This window comes from Clostridium sp. D46t1_190503_E9 (assembly GCF_015555225.1).
GTDB lineage: Bacteria > Bacillota > Clostridia > Clostridiales > Clostridiaceae > Clostridium.
In genome coordinates this window covers 119,287-137,384 of sequence record NZ_JADNKB010000003.1, presented here as the reverse complement: position 1 = coordinate 137,384, position 18,098 = coordinate 119,287, and the positions used below count along the sequence as shown (strand labels likewise).

The 18,098-nt window shown below is 26.8% G+C and carries 22 protein-coding genes and 1 pseudogene; 20 read left to right on the top strand and 3 right to left on the bottom strand.

All coding sequences use genetic code 11. The features are described from left to right. Nucleotides 1-99: 99 nt before the first annotated feature. Nucleotides 100-1,452: a [Fe-Fe] hydrogenase large subunit C-terminal domain-containing protein gene (locus I2E83_RS04385; protein ID WP_195428770.1), complete on the bottom strand. Its 1,353-nt coding sequence runs from the start codon at nucleotides 1,450-1,452 to the stop codon at nucleotides 100-102. A 423-nt stretch (nucleotides 1,453-1,875) separates the two neighbouring features. Between I2E83_RS04385 and I2E83_RS04380 the strand changes: the two genes are divergently transcribed. From I2E83_RS04380 to I2E83_RS04355, 6 genes are all read left to right on the top strand, one after another. Then, the gene (locus I2E83_RS04380; RefSeq protein ID WP_195428768.1) at nucleotides 1,876-2,313 is read left to right on the top strand and encodes a LytTR family DNA-binding domain-containing protein; all 438 of its coding nucleotides are present in this window, start codon (nucleotides 1,876-1,878) and stop codon (nucleotides 2,311-2,313) included. 14 nt (nucleotides 2,314-2,327) lie between these two features. After that, on the top strand, nucleotides 2,328-2,759 hold the full coding sequence (locus I2E83_RS04375; RefSeq protein WP_111931739.1) for a DUF3021 family protein: 432 nt from the start codon (nucleotides 2,328-2,330) through the stop codon (nucleotides 2,757-2,759). 11 nt (nucleotides 2,760-2,770) lie between these two features. Further along, nucleotides 2,771-3,652: an ABC transporter ATP-binding protein gene (locus I2E83_RS04370; RefSeq protein ID WP_111931741.1), complete on the top strand. Its 882-nt coding sequence runs from the start codon at nucleotides 2,771-2,773 to the stop codon at nucleotides 3,650-3,652. Continuing rightward, entirely contained in the window at nucleotides 3,652-4,470 is an 819-nt protein-coding gene (locus I2E83_RS04365) for an ABC transporter permease subunit (protein ID WP_195428766.1), read from the top strand. The genes I2E83_RS04370 and I2E83_RS04365 overlap by 1 nt, the downstream gene beginning before the upstream one ends. Before the next feature lie 147 nt (nucleotides 4,471-4,617). After that, nucleotides 4,618-5,379: a DUF2087 domain-containing protein gene (locus I2E83_RS04360; protein WP_243249559.1), complete on the top strand. Its 762-nt coding sequence runs from the start codon at nucleotides 4,618-4,620 to the stop codon at nucleotides 5,377-5,379. Further along, nucleotides 5,379-6,236 carry a GNAT family N-acetyltransferase gene (locus tag I2E83_RS04355; RefSeq protein ID WP_195428763.1) on the top strand — a complete coding sequence of 286 codons (858 nt, stop codon included), beginning with the start codon at nucleotides 5,379-5,381 and terminating at the stop codon, nucleotides 6,234-6,236. The genes I2E83_RS04360 and I2E83_RS04355 overlap by 1 nt, the downstream gene beginning before the upstream one ends. Before the next feature lie 217 nt (nucleotides 6,237-6,453). On the opposite strand, the gene I2E83_RS04350 is transcribed toward I2E83_RS04355, so the two are convergent. Then, nucleotides 6,454-7,029 (bottom strand): hypothetical protein, encoded by a 576-nt coding sequence (locus I2E83_RS04350; protein WP_195428760.1) that lies wholly within the window; start codon nucleotides 7,027-7,029, stop codon nucleotides 6,454-6,456. Between I2E83_RS04350 and I2E83_RS18150 the strand changes: the two genes are divergently transcribed. The 3 genes from I2E83_RS18150 to I2E83_RS04340 all read left to right on the top strand — a co-directional run bounded on the left by I2E83_RS18150 (nucleotide 6,985) and on the right by I2E83_RS04340 (nucleotide 8,452). Further along, nucleotides 6,985-7,107, top strand: a complete 123-nt coding sequence (locus tag I2E83_RS18150) for a hypothetical protein (protein WP_279325323.1) — start codon at nucleotides 6,985-6,987, stop codon at nucleotides 7,105-7,107. The genes I2E83_RS04350 and I2E83_RS18150 overlap by 45 nt on opposite strands. 346 nt (nucleotides 7,108-7,453) lie before the next feature. Beyond that, entirely contained in the window at nucleotides 7,454-7,864 is a 411-nt protein-coding gene (locus I2E83_RS04345) for a peptide deformylase (RefSeq protein WP_195428758.1), read from the top strand. Between the two features lie 60 nt (nucleotides 7,865-7,924). Continuing rightward, nucleotides 7,925-8,452, top strand: coding sequence for a putative immunity protein (locus I2E83_RS04340; RefSeq protein WP_195428757.1), 528 nt, complete (start codon nucleotides 7,925-7,927; stop codon nucleotides 8,450-8,452). Nucleotides 8,453-8,775: 323 nt separating this feature from the next. Here I2E83_RS04340 and I2E83_RS04335 read toward each other — a convergent pair whose 3' ends face one another. After that, entirely contained in the window at nucleotides 8,776-9,354 is a 579-nt protein-coding gene (locus tag I2E83_RS04335; RefSeq protein ID WP_195428755.1) for a manganese efflux pump MntP family protein, read from the bottom strand. Nucleotides 9,355-9,910: 556 nt separating this feature from the next. Here I2E83_RS04335 and I2E83_RS04330 point away from each other — a divergent pair. From I2E83_RS04330 to I2E83_RS04280, 11 genes and pseudogenes are all read left to right on the top strand, one after another. Beyond that, a complete protein-coding gene (locus I2E83_RS04330; RefSeq protein WP_195262531.1) occupies nucleotides 9,911-10,816 on the top strand; it encodes an AEC family transporter in 906 nt (301 codons plus the stop codon). A 112-nt stretch (nucleotides 10,817-10,928) separates the two neighbouring features. After that, nucleotides 10,929-11,594: pseudogene (locus I2E83_RS04325) on the top strand (ATP-binding protein). Between the two features lie 14 nt (nucleotides 11,595-11,608). Continuing rightward, a complete protein-coding gene (locus I2E83_RS04320; RefSeq protein WP_195262529.1) occupies nucleotides 11,609-11,818 on the top strand; it encodes a 4Fe-4S dicluster domain-containing protein in 210 nt (69 codons plus the stop codon). A gap of 10 nt (nucleotides 11,819-11,828) precedes the next feature. Next, on the top strand, nucleotides 11,829-12,896 hold the full coding sequence (gene vorB, locus I2E83_RS04315; protein WP_195428753.1) for a 3-methyl-2-oxobutanoate dehydrogenase subunit VorB: 1,068 nt from the start codon (nucleotides 11,829-11,831) through the stop codon (nucleotides 12,894-12,896). A gap of 1 nt (nucleotide 12,897) precedes the next feature. Beyond that, nucleotides 12,898-13,647, top strand: coding sequence for a thiamine pyrophosphate-dependent enzyme (locus tag I2E83_RS04310; protein ID WP_195262527.1), 750 nt, complete (start codon nucleotides 12,898-12,900; stop codon nucleotides 13,645-13,647). 1 nt (nucleotide 13,648) lies between these two features. After that, on the top strand, nucleotides 13,649-14,179 hold the full coding sequence (locus tag I2E83_RS04305) for a 2-oxoacid:acceptor oxidoreductase family protein (protein ID WP_195428752.1): 531 nt from the start codon (nucleotides 13,649-13,651) through the stop codon (nucleotides 14,177-14,179). Nucleotides 14,180-14,474: 295 nt separating this feature from the next. Next, nucleotides 14,475-14,648: a (2Fe-2S)-binding protein gene (locus I2E83_RS04300; protein ID WP_008677056.1), complete on the top strand. Its 174-nt coding sequence runs from the start codon at nucleotides 14,475-14,477 to the stop codon at nucleotides 14,646-14,648. A gap of 273 nt (nucleotides 14,649-14,921) precedes the next feature. Then, nucleotides 14,922-15,119, top strand: coding sequence for a hypothetical protein (locus I2E83_RS04295; protein ID WP_195428750.1), 198 nt, complete (start codon nucleotides 14,922-14,924; stop codon nucleotides 15,117-15,119). A gap of 305 nt (nucleotides 15,120-15,424) precedes the next feature. Beyond that, a complete protein-coding gene (locus I2E83_RS04290) occupies nucleotides 15,425-15,814 on the top strand; it encodes a zinc-ribbon domain-containing protein (RefSeq protein ID WP_195262524.1) in 390 nt (129 codons plus the stop codon). An 89-nt stretch (nucleotides 15,815-15,903) separates the two neighbouring features. Further along, entirely contained in the window at nucleotides 15,904-16,587 is a 684-nt protein-coding gene (locus I2E83_RS04285; RefSeq protein ID WP_195428748.1) for a response regulator transcription factor, read from the top strand. Further along, nucleotides 16,588-17,961 (top strand): HAMP domain-containing sensor histidine kinase, encoded by a 1,374-nt coding sequence (locus I2E83_RS04280; protein WP_195428747.1) that lies wholly within the window; start codon nucleotides 16,588-16,590, stop codon nucleotides 17,959-17,961. It begins immediately after the preceding gene. The last annotated feature ends 137 nt before the right edge of the window (nucleotides 17,962-18,098 follow it).

Sequence of the window (18,098 nt, the reverse complement as noted above, 5' to 3'; positions counted from 1 at the left end):
TTTTTCTCCTTATCATACGCTAAAGTAATTAAATTATTATATAATAATTATTATTATGCATATATAATACCATATTTAAAGTTGTAGAGCTACTAATTTTTATTTGAAATCTCTATGGAATATTGCAGTCTTAGTATCATCTTCAAAGTCTCTTAAAGATGTTATATTAAGTTTTTCTAAAACATTATCCATAGTAGTACTATGAGTTGCTACTTTTATTGGGGAATGGTAAGCAAAAGTATCTACGGCTATTTTCCCTTGCTCTTTAGGAATAATAGCTTTAGGACCTCCAACACATCCACCAATGCAACCCATGCCTTCAACGAAGTTTGCTTTAATTTCACCATTTAAAGCTTTGTTTAATATTTCCTTACACTCTCTTACTCCTTCGGCTCTGACAGAACTAAATAGCTTAGCTTTTTCAGGATATAGTTCAGCAACAGCTTCGCCAACTGCAATAGAAACACCACCTGTACGAGCGTATAGTCTACCACCTCTTGAAGCATAATCTTTAGATGGGATACCTTGAAGTTCGTTAGGATTAATCTCAAAAGCTTTAAATATATTGTCTAATTCTTGGAATGTTAGAACAAAATCGATATCTCCAGCTAAGTCAGGTTCTTTTGCTTCTGCTTTTTTAGCTATACAAGGGCCTATAAAAACAACTTTAGCATCTGGATTTAGTTTTTTTATAACTCTTCCAGCTCCAATCATAGGAGAAACGGATGGAGATAAATCAGGAACTAATTCTTTATATACTTTTTTTAGCATTCCAACCCACATAGGACAACAACATGAGGTTATCATTAAATCATTAGGACCATTGACATGGTGGTTAAATTCAACAGCTTCTTTAATAGTAATCATATCAGCAGCAAAAGCAACTTCAATCATATCAGTAAAGCCAATTTTAATAAAAGCAGCACGTAATTGATCCATTGATACATCTTCACCAAATTGGCCCATAATTGCAGGTGCAACAGCAGCAATAACAGTCTTATTGTTTTTAATTAAATCTAATATAGGAATAAAGTCAATTTTATCTAGGATTTTACCATCTTTGCAAGCATCTATACATAATCCACAACCAACACATAAGTCATAGTTTATATATGTAGATTTATTATCATCATCATATAATATTGCATCGAATGGACAACTTGCTTGACATTTAAACTTCTTATTTTCATCTTGTTTACAGCTAATATTGCAACTATCTAATTTCTCTATGAATATTTTATTAACTGCATAATTTGTAATTGCTTTTTTTATGTTGTAAACATAGTTGTTATCAAAATCTATAGAAACTCCACAAAGTGATGTAATAATTTTAAATGTCTCCTGAGGTGAAATTTCATGACAGACCATAATTCTAGAAAGCGTTTCATCAAAGTTGCCTTCGTAATAAGATCTTACTAAAGTATCAAAAAGATCACTGTATTTATTATGCATTAATATACCTCCAATTAATAAATTTTCTATAGTTTAGTATATATAATTTACTAATTATTAATACTCAAAAGTTATAAATTGCGAATAAAATGGCTACGATAACTAGATATGTTCCATAAGCTAAATAGCTACGCCAAGTACTTCTAATTGCTCACTATATGCTTATTCCACAGTCTATTTATCTTCGCCAACTTATATTCTGTCACTTGACACAGTTAAATTAAGAATTAGACTCATTAATGATATGTATTAAATTGGAGATATTATATAAAAAAATCGGAAAGTTAATACATATCATTAAGTTTAATTTGCAATTTATTTAAAGTGTAACTTAGTATTTAAATAATGCATCTTAGTAAAATTATATTGATATATTAATTAAAAATAGTAGTATGAGATTATAAAGGTTTAAGAGGAGCTATTATGAAGGTAGTAATTAATCAAGATGAGAATAATAATGAAGTTGAAATAGTGATAAATTGCAAGGTTATTGATGATAATATAGTGAAAATAATTGAAAAGTTAAGGGAAGAGGAAAATATAATTACTGGTGTTAAAGATAGTAAAGTTCATATTATAAAACCAGAAAATGTATTATATTTTGAATCTGTTGATAAAAGGACATTTATATATACCAAGGAAGAGGTATATGAAAGTAATCTTAGACTTTATGAAATTGAAGATAAATTTTCAGAATATCATTTTTTTAGAGCATCTAAATCAACAATAATAAATATATCTAAAATTTCAGTTATAAACCCTGTAATTGGGGGAAGAGTAGAGGTTTTGCTTGAAAATAAGGAAAAGTTAATAGTTTCTAGACAATATGTACCTATACTTAAAGCAAAATTAGATTATTAAAAGGTTGGGATATAATGAAGAATTTTTATAATATAGGATATGAAATAAAAGCTCTAATAGGATTATTCTTTATGATGATAATATTAACCTATGGAGTAGTAAGTTTTTTTATTGGAAATAAGATAATGCCTTTAGAGTTATTATGGGAATTTATCTTATTAGCGATCATAGTTGGATTAATTCAATTTATTTTATATAATGAAAAGTTTTTATCGAAGATATCAATAAAAACAAAAACAATATCACATTATTTAATACTTTTAGGAGTTTTAAGTATCTTCATTAAATATTTTAATTGGATAGAACTATGGGGAATACCTTTTAAGATATTTTTCATAATATATACAGCATACTTTATACTTGTAACTTTGAATTTTTATGTTTATAAAAAAATAACAGGAGAAAGGTTTAACGACAAATTATTAAAATATAAAGAGAATTTATAGGTGGTGTAAAAATGGAAGCTATAAAGATAACTAATTTAACCAAAAGTTATGGAAAAAGCAGAGGAATAAAAAATGTAAATTTAGAAATTAAAGAAGGAGAAATTTATGGCTTTATAGGGCCAAATGGAGCAGGAAAGTCAACGACAATAAAGACTTTGCTTAATTTTATTTTCCCTACATCAGGTAGTGCTAAGATATTAGGAAAAGATATTGTAAGTGAAAGCAAGCTTATTAAGGAATTTACAAGTTATGTACCAAGTGAAGTTAGATATTATTCAGATGTTAAAGTAAAAGATATATTAAACTATGCAGCTTCATTTTTTGATTATTATGATGGTCAGTATTTAAATGAACTTTGTAATGAATTAGAAGTTGAACTAGATAAGAAAATTGAAGAACTTAGCCTTGGAAATAAAAAGAAGGTAGCTATAGTTCAAGCACTTTTAAGTAATCCTAAGATAGTTATTTTAGATGAGCCAACAAATGGGTTAGATCCATTAATTCAACAAAAGCTATTTAATATATTATTGAAGGAAAAATCAAAAGGGAAGACTATATTTTTATCATCACATAATCTTTCTGAAATAGAGAAATTTTGTGATAGAGTTGCGGTTATAAAAGAGGGAGAAATAATTGACATATTAGATTTAAATAAAATGAATAGAGATTTAGGCAAAAGGATAATTTTAAAATCTAATGACATAAATATAAAGGAAATTGAGAAGATATCAGAAAGCTTTAAATATATTGATGAAGAAATTGAGTTTATATATAAAGGAAATATAAATGAGTTAATAAGTGTTTTAGCTAAATACAATTTGGACAAGTTATTAATTGAAGAAGTTAAATTAGAAGAAGCCTTTTTAAACTATTATGAAGGAGAGAATAAGTAATGAATATATTTAAGTTTGAATTTAAAAGAAATATAAAATCATTAATATATTGGAGTATAGGAACTTCTGCAATTATAGTTTTTTTTATGGCATTATTCCCAAGTATGAAGGATATGGGAATGCAAGAATTAGTAGGTGCAAAATTAGATTCACTTCCACCAGCCATTTTAGAAACCTTTAATTTTTCAAGTACTACTGATTTTAGCAATATAAATGATTTTCTTGGATATTGTCTTCAATATATTGCAATGGCTTGTGGAATTTATGGTGCAATGCTTGGAGTTAATTCTATAATAGAAGAGGAGAGCGAAGGTACAATAGAATTCTTATATTCTAAACCAGTATCAAGGAGTAAAATTCTTTGGAGTAAGATATCATCAAGGGTTGTGTACTTTTGTATATTCATAATTGTTATTGGAGCTTCTACAATAGGTATATCTATTGCAGTTAAGCCAAATGAATTAAATACAATGGATCTTATGATGAATATAAAAAGTGTGTTTATTGGAATGGCCTTTTTAGGATATATATTTATGGCAATTGGGATAGCTATATCAACAATTTTAAAAAAAGGGAAAATGGCAACTAGTTTAGGAGTTAGTTTATTTTTTATGACATATATAATTGGTATTATATCTAAGCTAAAAGAAGAGTTTTCATTTATAAAATATGTTTCTCCATATGAATGGGTAATTCCATCAAATATAATAAAGGATGGATTTGAATTAAAATTTGTTTTACTCGGATTCTTACTTATTATAATATCATTAGTTGCTGCTAGTGTTATTTATAAAAAGAAAGATATGAATATAAATTAAAATAAATGACAGGTTGTGAATTTTAAATTATAACCTGTCTTTTTTATGCAATTAATCATAAACAAAATTAAATAAAGTTTGTGTATACATAGACAAAAAGCAAAATTAGTTGTAGAATTTAATTAATGAAATATTATGGAGGTAGTTATGGATAATGAGTTTTTTTGGAGAGCGTCTATAGATGAAATAGAAAAGGGATTTGTAGAAACAGAAGAATATATAAAATGTATAGTATGTGAAGAAATATTTATTAAAGGAAGAATATACGAAATAGGTGGTAATTTATATGATGCAAAAAAAACTGCTCAGCTTCATATAAAAGAAAAGCATAATTCTATGTTAAGTTATCTATTAAATATGAATTCACTTTATACAGGAATATCATCATCTCAAAAGTCAGTAATTGAATTAATAGCTTTAGGCCTTAGTGATAAAGAAATAGCAGCAAAATTAGGGATTGCAAATTCGACTATTAGAAACCATAGGTATAAATTAAGAGAAAAAGAAAAACAAGCTAAGCTATTTTTAGCAACTATGAATTTACTTGTTAAAGAAACAAATAAAGATATAAATATGTTAGAAGAGGATGTTATTTGTGATGCACACAAGGGAGCAACAACTTTAGATGATAGATTTAATATAACAAAGGAAGAAAAAATTAAGGTAATAGAAACTTATGTAGATGAAAATGGGGCATTAAAAAGCTATCCATCTAAAGAAAAGAAGAAGATTATATTATTAGAAGAAATAACTAAAAACTTTAATGTTGGAAAGAAATATTCTGAAAAAGAAATAAATAGAGTATTAAAAAGAATATATGAAGACTATGTAACAATAAGAAGAGCTTTAATTCAATATGGATTTTTAGATAGGTCTAAAGATTGTAGTGAATATTGGGTGAAGGAATAATGATAAAGAATTTTTTAGAGTTAAATAATGATGAAAAAATTTTAGCATTAAAGTTTATAAAGGAAAATGAAAATATTGATTTATCATTATCCCAAATTGAAAAAGAACTTACGGATAAAATATGTAATTATGGTGAAGGTATATTATTTTATTTTGATGAGAATGAAGTAGTAGGTAAGGTGTCGGTTATACTAGAGGTTGTAGATAAATTAGAAACTATCTATATAAATAAAGTAGTTTGTCCAAATTATAATAAAAAAATATTGAGAGAATTAATTAATAATTCATTAGTGTTTGCTAATAAATATAATGCCAAGAAAGTTTTACTTGGAATAAGAAGTGATAATTTGCTTAAGTTAGCACAAGATATTGGACTAAAAAGAAGTTACTCATCTTTTAATATGGTTCTAAGCAATAGAGAAAAAGTAAATGATGTGTTAGATAAGATTAGGTTATCAAAGGAAAATATCGAGGAATATGTTGATGTATATAATAAGTCTTTTATGGATATGCCTCACGGAACTTATATAGAAATAGAAGAGGCAAAAGATTATTTATCAAATAAAAATGACAATGAAGATTATTTTATTGTATTAGATAAGGGTGAAAGTATAGGCTTTTTAAATACTATTATTAAAGATAAAAAAGCTTTCTTTGATATAGGATTAAAAAAAGAGTATAGGGGAAAGGGCTATGGTAAAAAATTGTTGGAAACAGCAATACAATTTTTAAATGAAAAGAAAGTAGAAGAAGTTTGTTTAACAGTAATAGAAAAGAATAGTATTGCGTATGAAATGTATAAGAAAAGAGGATTTAAGGTTTATAATAAACTAAGTGATTGGATAGAATTGATGTAAATTCAAAGGGGGTCGCGAAACGCGAGCCCCTTTGAAAGTTGCAAAATTTAATTTTTATAAATAATAATATATTTACAAATTTAAAGAATAGTGTTGCTAAATATAAGAATAAAAAATGAGAAGACTTTTTTAAACTTTTAGAATTTAAAGGTAATATTATTTTTTAAGAAAGGTTATGATGTAAATAAAATATATGCACAATATAACACGGTTTGATTTAACAAAGAACAATGATTTTATATGGAGTAGTTTGGGCAGGGATGCTAAATGTTGTAGGACCATAAACAACTATTAGGTTTCTATTTCCAGGGTATCTATTAAAAATCTGATCATTTGTTAAAATTATTTCTGTAGATGGACCAATGTTGAGTTTTAAATTTCCATCACTGCTTACAAGTTGTTTATTAAAATAGTCTACAGTAACATTTTCAGCTCCTGTGTTTTTAGCCATAACAATTGCACGATATTGTGGAGGGTAAATAAGCGGGACTGGTGCATTTGCATCGAAAAAGCCGGTTACCTTGTCGCCTACTTTAATTACTGTATGATCTACAAAGTAAGTTTCTGGTGAAATTACAAAATTTACAGGGCCCATGTCCATAGTTTCTAGCGACATTAATTTATAGCAACCTAATGATGGATTATCTTGACCTGTGTAAAAATCTTCAATCATTGTAACAGTGCCACTAAAGGCTGCAAACTTTTGTACTGTGCTTCTCCACATTGAATTGAAGGAGGGATAAGCAGATTGATTAATGGAATAGGGACAAGAGAAGAATTGATTATTATACATATAATACTCCTTTATATTGATACTGCTGTAAGACTCATAATTAATAGTATATTAGTAGCTAAAAGTAGTGTTACCTAATTTATGTACTATAAAAAGAATTATGAATATGAAAAAAGAAAATCCTTACAAAAGTTATTATAGTATTATAATATGAATTTAAATTAATTGAAATTTTTTTGTGCAAATTGATTATATGTATAATAATTGTTAATATTGTTGTAATAGAAATCAATTTAATTAAGTTTATATTCCAGTAAAAGTAATATGTAATTGATTCTTATTTATTCAGATAAGATATGAATAAAATGAAGGATGCTCTAAAGTTAAATTTTGATAGCAAACTATGATAAGTTATAAAAAGGAGTTGAATTTCCTAAAAAAATTTATAGCTTTCAAGAAAGAAATTAGAAAGGTTGGAGTAAAAATGATAAAACCGATTGTAAAAGATATATTATTCTTAGGACAGAAATCAGAGATTGCAACTAAAGCTGATGTAGCAGTTATTGATGATTTAGTGGATACGTTAAGGGCAAATTTAGAGAATTGTGTTGGTATGGCTGCTAATATGATAGGAGTTAAAAAACGCATACTGGTATTTAGTATAGGTGATATCATAGTTCCTATGGTGAATCCAGTTATAGTAAAGAAAGATAAAGGCTATGAGACTGAGGAGAGCTGTTTATCTTTAACTGGCTTCAGAAAAACAATGAGATATGAAGTAATTGAGGTAGAATATCTTGATAGAGACTTTAAAAAGCATATACAAATATTTAATGGATTTACTGCACAGATTATTCAGCATGAAGTAGACCATTTCGATGGTATAATAATTTAAGAAATAAAGATTTATATGATTAGATTTTAAATTAAAACTATTTAGGAAAAAGGGGTTATTATGGTTAAAGTACGAAAAATGCTTGGAAAAGCAGATTCACCATATATTGTTTCTCTTATGAGATTAATAGAAACACAAAGCAAAAATACAATTGTAAAATGGTGTAATGAATATGCAAGGGAGCATATTCTACCTATTTATGAAAAAGTTTATCCTGAGGATACACGTTTAAAAAATGCATTGAATTCAGTTAATGAATGGTTAGAAGGAAATATGAAATTAACAGATGCAAAGAAAATTATTAAGGAAGTTCAAATAGCAGCAAGAGAAGCAGAAGGAAATCCATCAGCACAAGCTGCAGCTAGAGCAATTGGAGCAACAACTGCAACAATTAATACTGTAACGAGTTCTTTAGGCCTTGCTTTTTATGGTGCTGCAGCAATAGCATATTCATCTGTTGGTGTTAATGCTGAAATTGATGTTTATGAGGAAATTGCATCAAAAGAGTGCAAGAACATGGAGGATGCTCTACGTAAAGTAGCTATAATAGATGAGATTAATCCAGCAAAAATAAATTGGTATTGTTAAATGTAGTGTATGAAAAAAAAAGAAATTAGATTTATCTAGAAATTAATAAATTTAAATATAAAAAATTATATGTTTATTTTTTATTTTAACTTCTATAACTCAAGGGCGTCGCGAAACACGACGCCCTTTGAATATTTTATATATAATTTAAAATCATATTAATTTTTATTATCTAGCATAAAAAATTACACTCTTAGCTAATTTAATATCAAGAAGTTTATCGAAAAAGTTTATCGTTTATATTAAGGATATTAATATAAGCATAATACAAAAGCTGTAAAGATAAGTACTCTACATTTTTATTTCTACCATGCTGCTGTATTTTACATTAAATGTTCGAATAATATTTTAAATCCGATACCTATTAAAATAATTCCACCAATTATTTCAGCATAATTTTGAACATGCTCTCCAAGCTTTTTACCAAGAAAAACTGCTAAGAAGCTTAATACAAAAGTAGTTATTCCTATTATAGTTATTGAAGGAATAATGCTAACACTTAAAAATGCAAAACTAACTCCAACTGCTAAGGCATCGATACTAGTTGCAATAGCTAATATAGTTAGCTTTTTATAAGAAAATTCATCTCTTTCACATTCTAAAGCAATATCATTTTCTTCAGAACGCATTTCCTTAATAGATTCTATTAGCATTTTTCCACCTATGATTCCAAGTAGTATAAAAGCTATCCAATGATCAAAAGATTTTATATAATCTTCAAAATATCTACCAAACCACCATCCGAGTAGAGGCATTAATGCCTGGAAGCCACCAAAAAATAATGCAACTCTAAGAGAGTATTTAAATTCATCCTCTTTTAAACAAATACCTTTAGCTAATGAAACAGCAAAGGCATCCATAGATAAGCCTATTCCTGTCATAAAAATTGAAAAGAAACCCATGATATGTAACTCCTTTATTATAGAATTTATTGCAAAATCCAATTAGTATTTAGGATTCTATTGCCTTTTACAAATTATACTCACATAAAATAATAAATAAATAAAAAAGACCTATACGTAGCAAAGCTACGCATAAGTCTCGTTATTCAATACTAAGCCAGAACCAAGTTAGTTCAATATGTTGACTTAGTAACTCATTCTAAAATAGAGCTAACTACTCCCCTATACATAAAAACTATATCATATTTAAATAGTATATCTTTATTTCAGCCTATATATTACCAAATTATAAGTAATATATCAATAATTAATTTTCATTTTTATCCTTTTAGTTTTGGAAAGCAATAAATAAAAATAGTAACATTGAAATCTTATAAGTAAGTAAATAGGATTATAATTTTATAATACCTAAATTATGATTAAATAGAGATTGGACAGATACTTTTATTAATAGAAAAGTATAAAACCATATTTGTAACTTTTATAAAGATAAATTAGTCCTTAGATAAATAAATTGTATATAATAAAGTGAAATATAATAGTTTAGGAGTATAGGATGATAGTTTTTAATAAAATAATAGCACTATTTTTGATTATTTTAATAGGAGTTTATGGAACCAAAAAAAATATAATAAATGAAGGGGTTAATAGAGGGTTAAGAAGAATATTATTAGAGATTACACTACCACTACTAGTTATAAATTCCTTTAGCTTTACTTTTAATGAAGGTATGGGAAGAAACGTAATTAGCGCATTTATATATAGTGTTTTATTTATGATTTTGGGAGGAATAATATCTTTCATTTTATTAAAGCCATTTAAGGGTGAAAAGAAAAAGATATTACATTTTGCAAATTTCTTTTCTAATTGTGGATTTATTGGATTTCCAATTATAAATAGCATATTTGGTGCAGAAGGAGTAGTTTATACATCTATATTTAATATGGTTTTTACAATTTTCTTATGGACATATGGAGTAATGATATTTTCAGATAAGCTATCAAAAGAAAATATAAAAAAGGTATTATTAAATCCTTCAATCATTGCAGTATATATTGGAATACCTATTATGATATTTAATATAAAATTACCGATAGCTATTTTAGATACAACTAAGATAGTAGGGGATATGACTGCACCTATATCAATGATTATAGTTGGAAGTATATTAGCAAAGGTTAAAATTAAATCTATATTTAAAGAAGTATCAGTTTATTATGGAGCTTTAATAAAATTAATAGTGATACCACTTGCTATTTATATGATTAAATTAATAATAAAAGATAATTCTAATGTAATAGATACCATGATAATTATTCAAGCTATGCCAGCTGCTGCTATGACATCAATATTTGCGGCTGATTTTGATAAAGAAAAGGAATATGGAGCAATAGTAGTGTTTGTTACAACCCTTTTATCAATAGTAACCATTCCTATAATAGTAAAAGTAATAGGTTTATAAAAAGTGCTATAACAAATTTGAAGATGTCAATTTTGTTATAGCACTTTTCATTGCATAATAAATAGAATATAAAGTATACTTTTAGTAAGAATGTTTAATGAGGAGTGTTAGTGTGAGTAGGATTAAGATATTTACTGGACACTTTGGTAGTGGTAAGACAGAAATTGCAATTAATTATGCTATTAAAATGGCTAAGGAAGGTAAAAAGGTATCATTGGTTGATATGGATGTAATAAACCCTTATTTTTGTGTAAGAGATATTAAGGAAACTTTAGAAAATAATTATAAAATAAGAGTTATAAGTACAAGAAAGGATTTAGTTAATGCAGAGCTAATGGTACTATCAGGAGAAATTTTATCCGTATTTAATGATAAATCATAAGAAGTTATATTTGATATTGGTGGAGATGATGTAGGGGTAAGGGTTCTAGGTATATATAACAAGTACTTTGAAAAAGAAGATTATTCAATGTATTACGTTTTAAATAATTCAAGACCAGAAACCTTAAATTGTAGAATGGCAAGTAAATATCTAAAATCTATAGAATCAGCTAGTAGATTAAAGGTTACAGACATAATATCAAATACTCACATGATGAAGGAAACAGAATCTAAACATATATTGAAAGGAGATATTGAATCTTTGGAGTTATCTAAGTTTTTAAACATTCCTTACAAATACACTGTATGTACCAAAAATTTTAAAGAGGTAATAAAGGATAAAGTTAATGGAGAAATATTACCTATAGAGTTATATATGGACATGCCTTGGGAATAATAAGGAGGATTTAAATGGCTAAGGTTATATTTAAAGAGGAAAGGTGTAAAGGTTGTGGACATTGCATAAATATATGTCCTAAAAAGATTATAAGTTTTAAAGAAAATTTTAATAGTAAGGGATATCATCCAGCTGGAATAGAAGAAAATCTTATGACACAATGTATAGCTTGTGCATCTTGTGGAAAAATTTGTCCTGATTGTGTAATAACAATTGAAAGGTAGGAGGGTAACTATGGGAGAAAAGTTTTTAATGAAAGGTAATGAAGCTATAGCAGAAGCTGCTATTAGGGCTGGATGTAAATGTTTTTTTGGATATCCTATAACTCCTCAAACTGAATTAATAGCATACATGGCAAAAAATATGCCAAAAGTTAATGGAGTTTTTTTACAAGCAGAAAGTGAAATTGCAGCTATAAATATGGTATATGGCTGTGGAGGAACTGGAGTTAGATGCATGACTTCATCATCTAGTCCTGGAATAAGCTTAATGACAGAAGGAATTTCATATTTAGCAGCAGCACAGGTACCTTGTGTGATAGTTGATGTAGTTAGATGTGGTCCAGGACTTGGAGGAATACAACCTGCTCAATCAGATTATTTATTTGTAAATAAAGGTTTAGGGCATGGAGATTTTAATATACCAGTTTATGCTCCAGCATCTATTCAAGAAATGATAGATTTAATTTGCGAGGCATTTGATGTAAGCGATTTATATAGAACACCTGTAATGATAATGGCTGATGGAATGCTTGGACAAATGATGGAAGGTGTTGAATTTAAAGAGAATATAAAAAGAGAATTACCAGAAAAAACTTGGGCAGCAAATGGGTTAGGAAAGAAAAGTAAACATAATATAATAAATTCATTAGAGCTAAATCCAGAGAAACTTGAAGAACTTAATATGGAGCTTCAAGGAAAATATAAGATAATAAAAGAAAATGAAGTGAAATATGAATTATATAATTGCGAAGAATCTTGTGATTTAATATTAGTTTCTTATGGGATAACAGCAAGAATATGCAAAAGTGTTATAAGTCTTGCAAAAAAGGAAGGGATAAACTTAGGGTTAATAAGACCTATAACAACTTGGCCATTTCCTAATGAAGCATTTACTAAGACTTTAGGGAAAAGTAAGCATGGATATTTATCTGTTGAAATGAATTGTGGGCAAATGGTTGAAGATGTAAAACTCTCTGTAAATGGAAAAGAAGAAGTTAGATTTTATGGTAGGACAGGTGGAATGATACCAACAGTAGATGAGATATACGAATATATAAAATCTATTATTGGAGGTATGTAAGATGGGAATTGTTTATCAGCCAACAAAGGCGCTTTTAGATGTGCCTACGCATTATTGTCCAGGATGTACTCATGGAATAATTCATAAGTTAGTAGGAGAAGTAATAGAAGAGTTGGAAATATTAGATAAAACTATAGGAGTTGCATCAGTTGGATGTTCTGTACTTGCATATGATTACTTTGCCTGTGATATGTTTCAAGCAGCACATGGAAGAGCTCCAGCAGTTGCCACAGGTATTAAAAGAGCTAATCCAGATAAAGTAGTTTTTACTTATCAAGGAGATGGTGACTTAATAGCAATAGGAACTGGAGAAGTTGTTCATGCAGCAGCAAGAGGTGAGAATATAGTAACTATTTTTGTAAACAATTGCATATATGGTATGACAGGTGGTCAAATGGCACCTACAAGTTTGGAAGGGCAAATTACAGAAACATCTCCATATGGAAGAGATGTTAAGGTTCAAGGTTATCCAATAAGAGTATCAGAAATGATATCTACTATAGATGGTGCATGTTATGTTGAAAGAGTGAGTGTAGATAATATAGCTAATTTAACAAAAGCTAAAAAAGCAATTAAAAAGGCTTTTGATAATTCAATAAAAGGACTCGGATATTCATTTATAGAGGTTTTATCTACATGCCCAACTAATTGGGGCTTATCTCCAATTGATTCTTTAAAGTGGCTTAGAGAAAATATGATTCCATATTATCCTTTAGGTGTTAAAAAAGATTTAAAGAAGGAGGATAATTAGAATGACAAAAAAGGAAATTATATTTGCAGGTTTTGGTGGACAAGGAATACTAACAGTTGGAAAGTTTTTAGCTTATGCAGCCATGGATAAGGGATTCAATGTTTCATGGTTACCATCTTATGGTCCTGAAATGAGAGGTGGAACAGCAAATTGTTCAGTTATAATTTCTGATGAAGAAGTTGGATCTCCTGTTATAGCAGAAGCAGATATAGTTGTTGTTATGAATAAGCCATCTTTAGATAAGTTTAGTAAATCAATAAAGAAAAATGGAATTTTAATAATAGATTCAGATATGGTAAAAGATGAAACTGATTTTGAGGATATAGAAGTATATAAGATAAATGCTGAATTGAAAGCAGAGAAGCTTGGAGATAAAAGAAATGCCAATATGATACTACTAGGTTTTTTAATTGAAAAATTAAAAATTATTACTATAGAAGATGTTTTAAACTCTATTAGAGTACACGGGAAAAAAGAATATTATGAATTAAATAAATCAGCAATAGAATTGGGTTCAAAGATGCATTCATAGATAATGGTAAATACTACAAAGACTTAGATTTTATAATAAAAATCCAACTTTTGAAGATAATATTAATGATAATATATAAGCTAATATAAAATTAATGTTTGTATAATGTAAAAATAATTGTTATTATATAACTAAAGTTATTATTTTAATAGCTTATATGAAAAAATAATGTATGATTTCAATTTTAGTTTTAATTAATAAGTATATTGTAATTAAATATACTATCAAGTTTAATTATTTAAATTATTAATTGAAGCATATAGAAGAATATAATAGTTATAAAGAGGTGGATAATATGGATATAATTTGTCTTTGTAAGGGTGTATCAAAGGATGTAATAGTTCAAGCTATTAAAGATGGTGCTGATACATTTGAAAAAATTCAAGAAGCAACAGGTGCAGGAACAGGATTTTGCGGTGCAAGTAGATGCAGAGGTAAAATAGAAGCACTAATAGAAGAAAATAAATAAAAATATAAATAAAGGGGCTGTCTCACTAAATAATCAGTGAACAGCTCCTTTAGTTTAAAGTATAGAAATTATATGATTATTAATTTAAAGTGTAAAAATTATAAGATTCCTCCTTTTAACCTAAAAATTGAAATAATGGGTTCACGAAACGGTAAGTTCTTATTTTAATTCTTAAGATTTCATTAAATATACTAAAGTTAGAATATTTTGTAACGAAATTGACAATAAATCATTTTATGATAGTAGTAGAATATAATTTAAGGAGGTGAGATTATGGTTGCTAATATAGACATAAATAAACATTGTAGCTTGAATAAGTCAGTAAGAAACTTATTTTATAAAAAGCAAAATATAAACAATTCAATTTTTTATACTGAAGAGGAAAAGAAAGTTTTAACAAGAGAAATAGAAAAGGATATTTACAATACATGGAAAATGATAAGATATAGCCTTGAAACTAATGGAAAATAAGATTTGTAGTTATACTAAAATAATAATAAAAGTCAAAGAGGAGACTATTAAATGATATATTATGTGATTGAAGCTCCTATAGAAGCTAGAATTTTAGTAATAAGTGAAAAGAATCACAATAGAAACAATGCCATAAGAGGGAATATGAATATAAGCGAATATTATTTTTGATAAGAAGTTAGAGTTATTATAAATTCTGACTTCTTATTTATTTTAAAGATGATAAAATAAATATAATAAGTCAAATATAATAAAACTAATAAAATAAATATAATAATTTAAGTATTTTATGAAGGAGAATAGCTATGTTCTTTATAGGGATTTTTGGTATAGAAAACAAAGAAAAAGAAATTAAAATAATAAATAATTTAACATGCAAAAGTTGCAATAGATTAAGTATGGCAAGAGTTATAAAGCAATATGAATTTTTCCATTTCTTTTTTATACCTATATTTAAGTGGAATGAAAAGTACTATGTAGAATGTGAAAGTTGTAAGAAAATATTTTCTATTTCCAAGGAAAAGGGAAAGATGATAGAAAAAGGAGAAAATATAGATATAACATATTGGGATTTAAATGAAGTTAATAGCACTTATGGATATGATTATAACATAAATAGTGTTTGTAAAAGTTGTGGCAAAGTAGTTGATTCAGAATATAAATATTGCCCATATTGCGGACACGAAATTAAATAATGATAAATTATCTTCATAATACCTTCAAAATAATTTGATAAAGTTTGTATGATTATACATGACTTAATATTAAGAAAGGAAGGGCTTGCATGAATAATATTTTAATAATTGAAGATGAAGAAAGCGTAGCTAATGTAATAAAAGCATATTTAGAAAAAGATAATTACAATGTAAAAGTATGTAGCTCTGGAATTAAAGCATTAGAAATTTTTAAGAAAATAGAATTTCAGCTTATTATATTAGATTTAATGTTACCAGATATAGATGGAGAAGAAATATGTAAAACTATAAGAAGAACTTCTGATGTATATATATTTATGTTAACATCAAAAGCTAGTTTAAACGATAGAGTTACTGGTTTGGATATTGGGGCAGATGAATATTTAGTTAAACCATTTAGCCCGAGAGAACTTACAGCAAGGGTAAATGCTTTATTTAGAAGAATAAATACAAGTGAAAAAATAAGTGATATTTATAATGATGGAATATTAAGGATAGATTATGAAAAAAGAATGGTAGAACTTAGAGGAGAAGAAGTACCATTTACACCAAGTGAATTTGATATTTTATATACTTTATTAATTAATAGAGGAAAAGTTTTATCTAGAGAGCAATTAATTGAAATTGTGTTTGGAATAGATTTTGATGGATATGATAGAACCATAGATGTACATATAAAAAATATAAGAAAGAAAATTGAGGAAGATACTAAAAATCCAAAGTATATAATAACAGTTACAAAAGTTGGATATAAATTTGGTGGTGATATATAAATGCAGAGTATTAGAAAAAGGCTGAGTATATCATTTTTAATATCATCTATTTCAGCAATTATTTTAATTATATTGTTTGTTAATATCACTATTAATACTAAGTTTAATAAGTATATGATAGATATTCAAGATAAAAGAAATGAGAGAATAGTTTCTTATTTTGAAGAAGCTTATAAAAGGGATAAAAAATGGACTGGAAATTCTGCTATTGAGGTAATGCATGAAGCTTATATGAGTAATTATTGCTTAACTTTAAGAGATGCTAATGGAAATGTAATTTGGGGAATGGATCCATCAGATATAAGAGAGATTAGTCATTTCAATAATATGAATACAGAAAATAGTGGAGTATATGTTACTAAAAATTTTGATATAGTTGTAGATGGAGAAGCTGTGGGAAATGTAGAAGTCGGTCAGTATTCATCTGTATTATTGACAGAAGAGGATTTGGAATTTAAATCATCTATAAATAAAAGTATTATATTAAGTGGAATAGTAACATTATTAATTATAAGCATAATAATTTTATATATTTCAAAGCAATTATCAATTCCAATAAAAAAGATAGCAAGTATATCAAAGAAACTTTCAAGAGGAGATTTTGAGGCAAAGTCTAATGCAAAAAGTGATATAGAAGAAATTGAAGAACTAAGAGAAAGTATAAATATATTAGGTGAGAAGCTAAAAAATCAAGATATGTTAAGAAAGCGACTTGTATCAGACATATCACATGAAATAAGAACGCCACTTAATGTTCTTCAAAATAATTTAGAAGCAATGATAGATGGAATTTTCCCAGTATCAAATCAAAGATTATCTTCTTTAAATGATGAAGTAATAAGATTTGGAAAGTTATTAAATAACTTAGATGTATTAAAAGAGTTTGAAGATGAAAGCATAAATTTAGAATTTGAAAATATTTTATTAGACGAATTTATTATTGAATTAGTTGAAGATTTTTATTTAGAAGCTAAGAGTAAAAATATAAATTTTGATTATAGTGTAGAAAAAAATGAAACTTACATTATTCCTGGAGATAAAGATAAGTTAAGACAAGTGTTTATAAATTTAATAACTAATGCAATTAAGTTTACAGAGAATGAAGGAAGTGTAAGTATTAATTTATATAAAGATAATAATAAAATTATAGTAGAAGTTGCAGATACAGGAATAGGAATAAAAGAAGAGGATTTACCATTCATATTTGAAAGATTATATAGAGGGGATAAGAGCCGTCAAAAAATAGAAGGTAATGGTATAGGACTAACTATAGTAAAGAGAATACTAAATTTACATTGTGCTAATATAGAAGTAAAATCCAATGATGGTATAGGAACAACATTTAGGATTATTTTTGATAGTTTTAAAATTTAAATAATAGAAAAATAATAAATAATTATATTTATTAGAAGAATATATTAAAAAATATTTTTATATTGCATATATTAATAGTAGAAAGTTATTATAAATTGGTAGAGTTACTAATAAATCAAGGGGGTCGCGAAACGCGA